General features: G+C 71.2%; 11 protein-coding genes. 5 read left to right on the top strand and 6 right to left on the bottom strand.

Annotation, left to right across the window (positions count from 1 at the left end; genetic code table 11):
- Positions 1–59: 59 nt before the first annotated feature.
- Positions 60–1802 (bottom strand): amidohydrolase family protein, encoded by a 1743-nt coding sequence (locus tag IPM43_11640; protein QQS24066.1) that lies wholly within the window; start codon positions 1800–1802, stop codon positions 60–62.
- A gap of 120 nt (positions 1803–1922) precedes the next feature.
- Here IPM43_11640 and IPM43_11635 point away from each other — a divergent pair, with 120 nt between their 5' ends.
- Both IPM43_11635 and IPM43_11630 read left to right on the top strand, forming a co-directional pair.
- Positions 1923–2861 carry an NAD-dependent epimerase/dehydratase family protein gene (locus IPM43_11635; protein QQS24065.1) on the top strand — a complete coding sequence of 313 codons (939 nt, stop codon included), beginning with the start codon at positions 1923–1925 and terminating at the stop codon, positions 2859–2861.
- A complete protein-coding gene (locus IPM43_11630; protein QQS24064.1) occupies positions 2851–3411 on the top strand; it encodes a hypothetical protein in 561 nt (186 codons plus the stop codon). The genes IPM43_11635 and IPM43_11630 overlap by 11 nt, the downstream gene beginning before the upstream one ends.
- A 4-nt stretch (positions 3412–3415) precedes the next feature.
- Here IPM43_11630 and IPM43_11625 read toward each other — a convergent pair whose 3' ends face one another.
- From IPM43_11625 to IPM43_11610, 4 genes are all read right to left on the bottom strand, one after another.
- Positions 3416–4069, bottom strand: coding sequence for an acetyltransferase (locus IPM43_11625; protein ID QQS24063.1), 654 nt, complete (start codon positions 4067–4069; stop codon positions 3416–3418).
- A gap of 32 nt (positions 4070–4101) precedes the next feature.
- Positions 4102–5250: an acetyl-CoA C-acetyltransferase gene (locus IPM43_11620; GenBank protein ID QQS24062.1), complete on the bottom strand. Its 1149-nt coding sequence runs from the start codon at positions 5248–5250 to the stop codon at positions 4102–4104.
- An 84-nt stretch (positions 5251–5334) separates the two neighbouring features.
- Entirely contained in the window at positions 5335–6537 is a 1203-nt protein-coding gene (locus IPM43_11615) for a lipid-transfer protein (GenBank protein QQS24061.1), read from the bottom strand.
- A complete protein-coding gene (locus IPM43_11610; protein ID QQS26443.1) occupies positions 6537–7145 on the bottom strand; it encodes an OB-fold domain-containing protein in 609 nt (202 codons plus the stop codon). Before IPM43_11610 ends, IPM43_11615 begins: the two co-directional genes overlap by 1 nt.
- Between IPM43_11610 and IPM43_11605 the strand changes: the two genes are divergently transcribed.
- Genes IPM43_11605 through IPM43_11595 form a run of 3 tightly spaced genes read left to right on the top strand, consistent with a single transcriptional unit; the run spans position 7144 to position 9277 of the window.
- Positions 7144–8454 (top strand): NAD(P)/FAD-dependent oxidoreductase, encoded by a 1311-nt coding sequence (locus tag IPM43_11605; protein QQS24060.1) that lies wholly within the window; start codon positions 7144–7146, stop codon positions 8452–8454. The two genes, IPM43_11610 and IPM43_11605, sit on opposite strands and share 2 nt — an antisense overlap.
- Positions 8451–8768, top strand: coding sequence for a TusE/DsrC/DsvC family sulfur relay protein (locus IPM43_11600; protein ID QQS24059.1), 318 nt, complete (start codon positions 8451–8453; stop codon positions 8766–8768). The genes IPM43_11605 and IPM43_11600 overlap by 4 nt, the downstream gene beginning before the upstream one ends.
- A 5-nt stretch (positions 8769–8773) precedes the next feature.
- A complete protein-coding gene (locus IPM43_11595) occupies positions 8774–9277 on the top strand; it encodes a DsrE/DsrF/DrsH-like family protein (protein ID QQS24058.1) in 504 nt (167 codons plus the stop codon).
- 22 nt (positions 9278–9299) lie between these two features.
- Here the strand turns inward: IPM43_11595 and IPM43_11590 are convergent, their stop codons facing one another.
- Entirely contained in the window at positions 9300–11915 is a 2616-nt protein-coding gene (locus IPM43_11590) for an acyltransferase (protein ID QQS24057.1), read from the bottom strand.
- Between the last annotated feature and the right edge of the window lie 45 nt (positions 11916–11960).

The following is an 11960-nucleotide window of genomic DNA, read 5'->3' as shown; positions in this document are numbered from 1 at the left end:
CTCGGTCGTGCCGACCCCGCCACGGTCCAAGGTCACCCGCGTGGCGGGCCTGAGGCGGCTTAGCGGTGGGTGGCGCGCACCAGCCGGCCCGGGCGAGCCCCGGTGTCGGCTCCGTCACGACGGGTCACCTGCCCGGCGACCACGGTCGCCGTGTACCCGGCGGCCTCCTGCAGCAACCGCCTCCCGCCCGCGGGCAGGTCGTCGACTGCGTGCGGGAAGCCGAGCGTGAGCCGGGCGAGGTCGATCACGTTCAGGTCGGCGCGTTTGCCGGACTCGATCGTGCCCCGGTCGGTGAGCCCGGCCAGCGCGGCAGTGTCGCTGGTCTGCAGCTTCACCGCCTGCTCCAGGCTGAGCTTCGGGCCTCGTGAGCGGTCACGGGCCCAGTGCGTCAGCATGTACGTCGGGATCGACGCGTCGCAGATCATCCGGCAGTGGGCCCCGCCGTCGGAGAGCCCGCTGACCGTGGCCGGGTGCTGGAGCATCTCGTAGATCGCGTCCTGGGACCCACCCACGTAGTTGAAGAACGGCAGCATCATGAACGCCCGGCCGCCGTCCTCGTTCATCAGGTCGTACGCGGCCTCGAGCGGGTCGACGCCGCGCAGCGCGGCGATCGCCGTCACCGTGCGGTCGGCGCGGGGCTCGTAGTCGGGCGGGCTGCCCATGGCGTAGATCTTGTCGATCGAGCCCTGGAGGAAGCCCCCGATCCCGTCGAACTGCACCGCCGGGTCCGGTTCGAGGTCGGTCTCGGCCAGGATCTTCGCCTTCACCTCGGGACGGGCGAGCTCGGCCAGCAGATCGTCGGTGCCGAGCCGCGAGGCGAGCTCGACGTAGGTCGGCCGTTTCGCGAAGAGGTGATAGCCGGCCCAGCCGATCATCATCCCGAACGGGCGCGCCGCCACCTGCGGGCGCATCCGACCTCCGGCGGCGTTGGTGCGGTCGACGATGTCGAGCGCGTCACGCCACGACGTCGGGTTCAGCTCGTTCTGCAGCATCGCGAACGTCACCGGCAGGCCGGTGCGCAGCGCGAGCTCGGCCATCCAGTCGACCTCGGCGAGGAACACCGGGGCGTCGAACTCGAGCCCCTGGGGCGCGACCTCGAACAACGCCCCACCGGCCGCGACGACGGCCTGGGCGATCCCGTCGAGCTCGTCCATCGCCGCGAACGTGCCCGGCACGGGCTCGCCGTCGCGCGCCTTGTGGTTGAGCGTGCGGCTGGTGGAGAACCCGATCGCGCCGGCGTCGAGGGCCTCGTGCACCAGCCGGGCCATCTCGGCGATGTCCTCTGGCGTGGCGGGCTCGTTGCGGGCGCCGCGCTCGCCCATCACATAGGCACGAAGCGGCCCGTGCCCGACGTACGCGGCGATGTCTGCCGAGTACTGGCGGGCGTCGAGCGCGTCGAGGTACTCGGGGAAGCTCTCCCAACCCCACGTGATGCCCTCGTGCAAGGCCGTGCCGGGGATGTCCTCGACGCCCTCCATGAGCTGCACCAGCCAGGCTTCCTGGCCGGGGCGCACCGGCGCGAAGCCGACGCCGCAGTTGCCCATCACCATCGTCGTCACGCCGTGGCCGCTCGACGGGTCGAGCAGGGTGTCCCACGTCGCCTGGCCGTCGTAGTGGGTGTGGATGTCGACGAAGCCAGGGGTGACGACCTTGCCGGTGGCGTCGATCACCTCGGCCGCCTCGCCCTCGATGTGCGGGGCGACCTGCTCGATGCGCCCGCGGCGCACGGCGACGTCGCCGACGTAACGGCTGGCACCTGTGCCGTCGACGATCGTGCCCCCTCGGATGACCAAGTCGAACATCTCCTGCACCCCCTGCCGGTCGACCGAAGTCGAACCTAACAGCCCTTCGGGCACGGCGTCCGGCCGGCGCGTACTCTCGGGGCAGCACCGTTGCACGTGCGGAGAGGGTGGGAGGAACCGATGCGCGTCGTCGTCACCGGAGGGGCCGGGTTCATCGGGTCGAACCTGTGCCGTCAGCTGCGCGCCGCCGGCACCGACGACGTCGTCGTCCTCGACGACCTCTCCACCGGCAACCTCGCCAACCTCGCCGGCATCGACGTCGATTTCGTCGAAGGCTCGATCCTCGACGACGCCGCGCTCGACAGGTGCCTGGCCGGTGCGGGGGCGGTGGTGCACCTCGCGGCGCTCGGCAGCGTGCCGCGCAGCGTCGCGAACCCGCTCGCCACGCACCGGGCCAACGTCGACGGCACCGCCCTCTTGCTGGAAGCAGCGCGCCGCCACGGCGGCCTGCACACGATCGTCGCCAGCAGCTCCAGCGTGTACGGAGCCAACCCCGAACTGCCCAAGCACGAGGGGCTCGTTCCCCAGCCGGTGTCGCCGTACGCGGCGAGCAAGCTCGCGACGGAGGCCTACACCCTTGCGTGGGGGCGCACCTACGGCCTGCCCGTCCTCGCGTTCCGCTTCTTCAACGTGTTCGGGCCCGCCCAGCCCGCCGGTCACGCATACGCCGCGGTCATCCCCGCCTTCGTCGACGCTGCGCTGCGCGGGTCGGCGCTGCCGGTGCACGGCGACGGCACCCAGAGCCGGGACTTCACCTACGTCGACACCTTGGGCGCGGTGATCTGCGACGCCATCGGCCGCCGGGTGAGCGACCTCCAGCCGATGAACCTAGCCTACGGCAGCCGGGTGACCCTGCTCGAAGTGATCGCCGAGCTGGAGCGGATCCTCGGTCACCCCCTGGAACGGCACCACAGCGAGGTGCGCGCCGGAGACGTGGCGCACACCCAGGCCGACTCGCGGCGGCTGCTGGCGCACTTTCCCGGGATCGACCCGACGCCGTTCGCCGCCGGCTTGGAGGCGACCGTCGACTGGATGCGCGGAGCAAGCCGTGCCCGCTGACGAGGGACGTGGACCACTGTCGATCCTCGTCCTCTGCTCGCACAACCGGACCCGATCGGTGATCATCCGCGCCTTGTTGCATCTGCACCTGAGCGAGCTCGGCGTCGATGCCGACATCGCCACGGCGGGGTTCCACGACGACGGGATGCCACCGACGGCACCCACCGTCACCCTGCTGGCGGAGCGCGGCATCGACGTCGGCGGGCACAGCAGCAGACGCGTCACCGGCGGCGACGTGGAGCGTGCCGATCTCGTCGTGGTGGCCGAGCGCGACCACGTCGTGCGCATCGCGGCCGACCACGGTGGCTTCGCGAAGACGTTCACGCTGCCCGAGCTGGTCAGGGAGGCCGAGCTGACCACGCCGCTGCAGGGGGCGCCGATCGGGCCCTGGCTGGAGCGGATCAACGCGCGGCGCCCGGCGGGAAGGGCCTACCTGGCGAGCGCGGTCCCGGAGATCGCCGACCCCACCGGGCACACCCGCCCGACCTGGGAGGCGACGATCGCCGAGATCGACGACCTCACCGCCCGGCTCGCGCGCACTCTCGCCTGATCGCTCACGCCCGGCGCGCGGAGCGCTTGATCGGGCGAGCAGGGGTGCCGACGACGGTCATCCCGGAGGGCACGTCGTGCACCACCACCGAGCCCGCGCCGATCACCGCCCGGTCGCCGATGCTTACGCCGGGGATCACCTTCGCGCCGATCCCGATGAGCACCTCACGCCCGACGGTCACCTCGCCGGCGATGGTCGCGGCCGGGGCCAGGTGGGAGAACGCGCCGACCACGCAGTCGTGGTCGATGGCGGCGTTCGTGTTGAGCACCACGCCGTCGTGGACGACCGCGGCGGCGTTCACGAGCGAGCCGGGCAGCAAGGCCACTCCCCCGCCGATCTCTGCCGTAGGTGACACGTGAGCGAAGCGGCTGATCGCGCTCACCAGCCGCAGACCGGCGTCGGTGCAGCGTTCGGTGAGCATCGCCCGGCGGTGGTTGTCACCGATGGCCACGAACACGTGCGTCGCCCGCAGCTTCGCGGCCACACGTTCGAGATCGGCGTCGGAGCCGACGATCGGCGACGCTCGTCCCTCGCTCGCCCCCTCCCGGCTGATGCATCCGAGGACACGGTTGTCGGGGTCGTCCTCCAGCGCCTCGATGCACACGCGGGCGTGCCCGCCGGCACCCATCACGAGCACTCGCCGGAGCGGTCTCGTCACGGGCGGCTCGCTCTCCCTCGCCGGAGCGCCGCTTACAGCCGCTCGATGATGGTCACGTTGGCCTGTCCGCCGCCCTCGCACATCGTCTGCAGCCCGTAGCGGCCGCCGGTGCGCTCGAGCTCGTGCAGCAGCGTGGTCATCAAGCGGGCGCCGGTCGCGCCGAGCGGGTGGCCGAGGGCGATCGCGCCGCCGTTCACGTTCACCTTGGCGTGGTCGAAGCCGGTCTCCTTCATCCACGCGAGCACGACCGGTGCAAAGGCCTCGTTGATCTCGACGAGGTCGATGTCGTCGATCGTCAAGCCCGTCTTCGCGAGCGCTCGCCTGGTGGCGGGGATCGGCGCCGAGAGCATCATGATCGGGTCGTCGGCCAGCACGCTGATGTGGTGGATCCGGGCGCGGGGCGTGAGCCCGTGGTCTTTCACCGCCTGCTCCCCGGCGACGAGGATCGCCGCCGAGCCGTCGGAGATCTGGCTGGCGCACGCCGCCGTGATCCGTCCGGTCTCGGTGAGCGTCGGCAGCGAGCGGATCTTCTCCCAGTTCGGCTCCCGGGGGCCCTCGTCGTGGGCCAGGCCGTTCAGCGGGGCGATCTCGGCCTCGAAGCGGCCCTCCTGCCTCGCGCGGATCGCGCGCAGGTGGGACTCGACGGCGAACTCCTCCATCTCCTCACGGCTGATGTCCCAGTGGCTGACCATCATCTCGGCGCCGACGAACTGGCTGACCTCGTCGGCGCCGTAGCGGCCGACCCAGCCCTGCGAGCCGGTGAACGGGTCGTCGAAACCGAGCGCCTGGCCGGCGGTCATCGCCGACGAGATCGGGATCATCGACATGTTCTGCACGCCGCCGGCGACGACGAGGTCCATCGTGGCGCTCATCACCGCCTGGGCCGCGAAGTGCACGGCCTGCTGCGACGAGCCGCACTGGCGGTCGATCGTCGTCCCCGGCACGTGCTGGGGCAGCCCGGCGGCGAGCCAGCAGGTGCGGGCGATGCAGCCCGCCTGGGGGCCGATCGAGTCGACGTTGCCGAACACCACGTCGTCGACGGCGCCGGGGTCGACCCCGGTGCGCTCCATCAAGGCGGCGATGCTGTGCCCGCCGAGATCCGCGGGGTGCACGCCGGACAGCGCGCCACCGCGCCTGCCGACCGGGGCGCGGACAGCGTCGATGATGTAGGCCTCGGGCATGCCGGCCACGCTACCCCGCCTCCGATTCTCGGTCGGATTCGTCGCGCTATGCGTCACTAGATCGACCGAGAACGCGAAGGTGGGCTAGCGCGTGACGATCACCGAGGAGCCGTGGCCGAAGAGGCCCTGGTTCGCGGTGATGCCGGCCCGGGCGCCTTCCACCTGACGGCCTGCCGCCTGGCCGCGCAGCTGCCAGGTCAGCTCACACACCTGTGCGATGGCCTGGGCGGGGATCGCCTCGCCGAAGCACGCGAGCCCGCCGGAGGGGTTCACCGGGATGCGGCCGCCGAGCGTCGTCGCACCGCTGCGCAGCAGGCCCTCGGCCTCGCCCCGCGGGCAGAGCCCGAGGTGCTCGTACCAGTCGAGCTCGAGCGCGGTCGACAGGTCGTACACCTCGGCGACGTCGACGTCGTCGGGCCCGATGCCCGCCTGCTCGTAGGCCGCCCACGCGATCGAGTCCTTGAAGCCGCGCTCGGACGGGGCGACCACCGCCGTCGAGTCGGTGGCGAAATCGGGCAGCTCGAGGATGCTCTGCGGGTACGACGGTGTCACGGTCGACACCGCCCGCACCCGGGGCACGCCGTCGAGCGAGCCGAGGTGGCGCTTCGCGTACTCGGCGCTCGCCACCACCAACGCGGCCGCGCCGTCGGAGGTGGCGCAGATGTCGAGCAGCCGCAGCGGGTCGGACACCACCGGGCTGTTCAGCACGTCGTCGACGGTGGACTCCTTGCGGAAGCGCGCGTTCGGGTTGTTCAGGCCGTGGCGCGAGTTCTTCACCTTCACCTGCGCGAAGTCCTCTGCCGTCGCGCCATAGAGGTCCATCCGGCGGCGGGCGAAGAGGGCGAAGTACACCGGGTTGGTGGCGCCGAGCAGGTGGAAGCGGAGCCAGTCGGGATCGGACTTGCGCTCGCCGCCGACGGGGGCGAAGAAGCCCTTCGGGGTGGTGTCGGCGCCGACCACCATCGCCACGTCGGCAAAGCCGGCGAGGATGTTCGCCCGCGCCGATTGCAGGGCCTGCGCGCCGCTCGCGCACGCCGCGTAGCTGGACGAGACCGGGGTGCCGTTCCAACCCAGCTTCTGCGCGAACGTCGAACCGGCGATGAACCCCGGGTAGCCGTTGCGGATGGTGTCGGCGCCGGCGACGAACTCCACGTCGGTCCAGGCCAGCCCGGCGTCGGCGAGCGCGGCCCGCGCGGCCACCACGCCGTACTCGGTGAAGTCGCGTCCCCACTTGCCCCAGGGGTGCATCCCGACGCCGAGGATCACGAGGTCGCGGTCGTCGGCCATCAGCTCGCCCCTCCCGCAGCAGCAGCCGGAGCAGCCGGGGCCCAGACGTAGACCAGGTGGTCGACACCGTCCTCGCGGTACAGCACGTCGAGCTCGAGCTGCATCTCCATCCCGACGTGCAAATCGCCCGCGAGCACGCCCTTCGGCGTCTGGCCGAGCACGATCAGGCCCTCGTGCGCGAGCTCGACGGCGGCGAGGGCGAACGGCTCGAACGGGTCCGACGCGCGGTACGGAGGCGGCGGCGCGTACTGGTTCTCGGTGTAGCTCCACACCCTGCCACGCCGGGAGAGCGGCACCCGCTCCAGATCCTCGCTGTCACACGTGGGGTTGGGGCACCCACCGTCGCGGGGCGGGAACACGTACGTGCCACAGCCTCCGCATCGGCACCCGATCAGCTCGGGCAGCTCAACGCTTCCGGGTGCGGGCACGGTGAACCAGCCTTCGACGGCAGGCACTCGGGACGCGGTTTCTGACACACCGTCAGAGTAGACGGCCGGCCGACGGCGCCGAGAAGGGCCGGGCCAAGCGGTCCGCCCCGCCAGGACGTAGGACCCTACCCATGGGGGTATCGGGCAGCGAGGATGGGACGAAGAAAGCGAGGGCCACATGCTGAAGCGCATCGTCATCCTGGGCGGTGGCACCGGCGGGACGCTGACCGCGAACCGGCTGCAGCGGCACTTCAAGCACGACGACGTGTCGATCACCGTCGTCGATCAGGACGGAGACCACGTCTACCAACCCGGTCTGCTGTTCGTGCCGTTCGGGCTGAGCCAGCCCGAAGACATCGTGCGATCTCGTGAGCGCCAGCTCGCGAAGGGCATCGTGTACATCGAAAAGCCCATCGAGCGCGTGGACATCGAGACCGACACCGTCGTGCTCGAAGGCAACCACGAGCTGCCGTACGACGTGCTGGTGATCGCCACCGGATCGCGCCTCGTGCCCGAGGAGACCGAAGGGCTCACCGGCCCCGGTTGGGGTACCAGTGCGTTCACGTTCTACGACCTGCCGGGTGCGACCGCGCTCGAGCAGGCGCTCGAATCGTTCGACGGGGGCCGGCTGGTGGTGAACATGGTCGACCTGCCGGTCAAGTGCCCCGTCGCCCCGCTCGAGTTCTGCTTCCTCGCCGACTGGTACTTCCATCAGCGCGAGATGCGTGACCGGGTGCAGATCACCTACGTGACACCGCTCGATGCAGCGTTCACCAAGCCGGTCGCCTCACGCACGTTGCAGGGCCTGCTCGCCGAGAAGGGCATCGAGCTCGTCACCGAGTTCAACACCGGCCAGGTCGAGTACGCGACGAACGAAGACGCCAGCCCCGCACGGGGCGGCAAGCTCGTCGGCTACGACGGGCGCGAGGTGGAGTTCGACCTCGCCGCGGTCGTACCCCTGCACAGCGGCGCCGAGTTCGTCAGCCGCTCACCGGGGCTCGGCGACGAGCTCGGCTTCGTGCGCACCGACCCGTCGACACTGCAGTCGAAGGTGAAGGAGAACATCTTCGCCATCGGCGACGCCACCGACGTCCCGGCGTCGAAGGCCGGCTCGGTCACCCATTTCGAGGGTGACGTCCTGACAGAGAATTTGATCGCCTTCCTCGAGGGCGACGACCTCGACGCCAGCTACGACGGGCATGCGAACTGCTTCGTCGAGACAGGGTTCTCGAAGGCGCTGCTGATCGACTTCAACTACGACACCGAGCCGCTGCCCGGCCACTTCCCCGGCCCGGTCGGTCTGCCCTTGCTGAAGGAGAGCCGGCTCAACCATCTCGGCAAGCTGATGTTCCAGTGGTTCTACTGGCACAGCCTGCTGCCCGGGCGCGACATTCCCGGCATCACCACCGACATGCCCCATTTCGGCAAGCGCGGCGCCGACTCCGGCACCGACGCGGCCGACTCGACCGACGAGGAGACATCTGCATGACCACCGCCACCTATGCCGGCGTCACGGTCCAACTGAACGACGAGGGGTTCTTCGAGCACCCCGAGGAGTGGACCCGTGAGATCGCCGTCGAGCTCGCCAAGGGCGAGGGCATCGAAGAGCTCACCGACCAGCACTGGCAGGTGCTCGACTTCATGCGCAAGGAGTACTTCGAGAAGGGGACGGGCCCGACGGTGCGGATGCTCGGCAAGAGCTCCGGCGTCAGCGTGAAAGAGCTGTATCAGCTGTTCCCGAAGGGCCCGGCGAAGATGGCCGCCCGCATCGCGGGCATCCCCAAGCCGAAAGGATGCATCTGACCACCATGTCCGCGACCGACACCACAAAGCCCGAGCCGGATACGCCCGAGCCGATCCAGAAGGTCTCGATCATCGTCTCCAAGGGCTCCTTGGAGGGCATCTATCCGGCGCTGATCATGGCCAACGGTGCTCGCGCCGAGGGGATCGAGGTGAACCTGTTCTTCACCTTCTTCGGCATGGACGCCGTGCACCGCAAGCGGATCGAGCACGTGAAGGTGGCCACGGTCGGCAACCCCGGCATGCACATCCCGACGCTGCTCGGCGGGCTGCCCGGCATGTCGGCACTCGCCACCCACTTCATGACGAAGAAGATGGACGCGCTCGACATCCCGCCGATCCCGGAGTTCATCGAGATGATCGGCGACACCGGCGCCGGGATGTACGCATGCCAGGCCTCTGTCGACATGTTCGGGCTGACGAAGGACGACTTCGTCGAGCAGATCCAAGACATCATCACCGTCGGCGACTTCTACGAGCTCGCCGCCGGCGGCCAGATCATCTTCACCTGAGCGCCACTCGCGCCCTTCAGGCTCAGAAGGGCTGGGCGCAGATGGTGAGATCGAGGCGGCCGTCGGGGCGGCAGCCGCTCGCGGCGAGCTGCTCTTGCAGGCGCGCGGTGGTCTGCTCGATCGCCGGCGCGAGGTAGTCGCGCACCAGGGCGGCGAGAGGCTCGGGGTTGACGTGCACGCCGTCGTCGCGCAGTGACATCCCGGCCGCGTCCTCGGCGGCGAGCAGAGGCGCGGTCCACGGGAGCACCTCCACCGATTGCCACTGCTCGGCCCAGCGCGCCAGCTGCTGGTTCCAAGCCTCGACCCGGTCGGTGTCGGCCATTTCGGCGCCACTGAATGCGCCGGACGTGATCGGCGGCGCGTCGGTGAGCAGCACCACCGCGCCGTGCTCGGCGGCCAGCCGTTGCAGATCGAGCATCGCCACGTCGTGCGCGGCGACGAAGGCGTCGTCGCCGGGATCGTGCCAGCGGTCGTCGCCCGGGTAGCGCTGGCGCGCCTGCTCGGGCAGCGTGGCGATGCCGAGGATCACGTCCGGTCCGTGGTCCGCGGCCACACCGGCCCACAGCCCGCCGGCCTGCGGGCAGTGCCCGCTCGGGAACGAGGCCCCGTCCCACCAGAACACCTCGTCGACGGGCAGCAGCGGGCAGTTGTTGCGCCCCGCCCACACCACGTCGAGCCGTTCGCCGGCCTGGCGGTCGAGCTCGACCGCGATGCCGTAGGACGTGCTGTCACCGATCACCATCACCGCCAGGCGCTCCACCGGCGCAGCGGCATCCTCGGTGTCGACACCTGCGGCCTGCGTCAGCGCGCGGAGGACCTCGTCGTCGGGCAGCGACAGGTCGACGGTTGCGGCGTCGGAGGCGACCGCCGCCTCGGCGATGATGTCGGCGACGAGGTCGTCTCCGCCCGGGTCGGCGAGGAGCACCGGGACCTCTCCGGCGGCGAGCAGGCCGATCGCGGCGACTGAGCGCTCGGCGATGTCTACGGTGCGCTCGAAGCGCTCGTTCCTCGACGAGCCGGCGGCTTCGACGGCGGCGAGCGCCACCCGGTCGGGCTCACCGAGCGCGACCGCGAGCAGGTCGACGTCGCCGGCCGACGTCGCCGCGGCGACCACCTCGCCCACGGGCGCGCACCCCTCGGGCAGGGCGACCGCGTCAGGCGCGTCGAGCAGGTCGTGCACCAGCGGGCAACCGGGTGGAGAGCCGTCGACCAGCTCCACGGGTGCCTCGGCCGACAGCCGGGACAGGCGCAGTCGCAGCAGCGGGTCGCCGCCCAGCACCAGCACGCGCAGCGGCTCGGGCGCGACGGTCGAAGTCGTCGTGCGCGGCGGCCCGTCGCCGGACTCGCCGGCAGTTCCACCGCCAGGCCCGCTCGCGCCAGCGTCGGAGGGATCCGCGGCGGCGGCACCCGCGGCGCCGCGGCCGGGCTGGCCCGGCTGGTCGAAATCGACGACCTGGTCGGGTGCGTCGGCGTAGGACGGGTCGGGCTCGGCGTAGGGCATCAACGCGGCTACGGCGACGAGCGCCACCATCGCGACCGCGTAGGCGCTCGCCGCGGCGGGCATCTTCGGGAGCAGCCGGCGGTGCCGGATCGGCTGTTCGAGCAGGTGGTACGAGGCAGCGGCGAGGGCGCCGCTGACGGCGACCCGCAGCGCGAAGAGCCCCGGCCCGGCGAACCCGACCCGGTCGGCGTCGAGCGCCAGGAACACCGGCCAGTGGTACAGGTAGATGCCGTAGCTGGCCTTGCCGACGGCGACGACCGGCGCGATCGACAAGGCGCCGCGCAGCGGCCCGGGCACCACAGCACCGGCGATGAGCACCGCCCACAGCAGCCCGAGCGCGCTGAACCCGCCGCGGTAGAGCCACCCCGCCTGCTGATCGGTGGTGGCGACGAGCGCGAGGAACCCCACCACGGCGACCAGCGACAGCCAGGCGGCCGAGCGGGACGCGACGCGGGAGGCGAGCAGCCCGCGGCCGACGGCGAGGGCGAGCAGCGCTCCGACGAGGAACTCGGCCGCGCGGGTGTGGGTGCCGTAGTAGGCGAGGTCGCGATCGGCGGTGGCGACGAGCGCCCCCAAGGAAGACAGCGCCAACCCGCCGAGCACCACCGGCATCACCCACCGGCGGCGGCGGGCGACAGTGAGCGCGCCGAACATGACGAGGGGGTACACGAGGTAGAACTGCTCCTCCACCGCGAGCGACCAGAAGTGCAGCAGCGGGCTCGGCGCAGAGGCGAACATGTCGGCGTAGGACTGGCCGCCCAGCACGAACCGCCAGTTGGCCACGTAGGCGAGCGTCGCCCACGCATCACCCGCCAGCGCCTGCTGCTGCTCGGCATCGAGCAGCCAGCGCGCGGTGACGAGCACCAGCGCGACGCAGGCGAGCGACGCCGGGGCGAGCCTGCGCAGGCGGCGGCTCCAGAACCGCCCGAGCGAGACCGAACCGGACGCCGCGTGCTCCCGCACGAGCAGCGAGGTGATCAGGTAGCCCGAGAGCGTGAAGAACACCGACACGCCGAGGAACCCGCCGCGCCCGCCGGAGAGCTCGCCGTGGTACACGAGCACGGCGACGACGGCCAGCGCGCGCAGGCCGTCGAGCCCCGGCTCATACGCGATCTGGCGCGCCCCCCCGTCGTCCACGAACGGACGAGGCTAACCGCGGGCAACGAACAGGTGCCCGCGGCC

It is taken from the genome of Actinomycetota bacterium, from assembly GCA_016700055.1.
In the GTDB taxonomy this organism is placed as follows: domain Bacteria; phylum Actinomycetota; class Acidimicrobiia; order Acidimicrobiales; family Ilumatobacteraceae; genus Kalu-18.
This window is presented reverse-complemented; position numbering and strand designations above follow the sequence as displayed.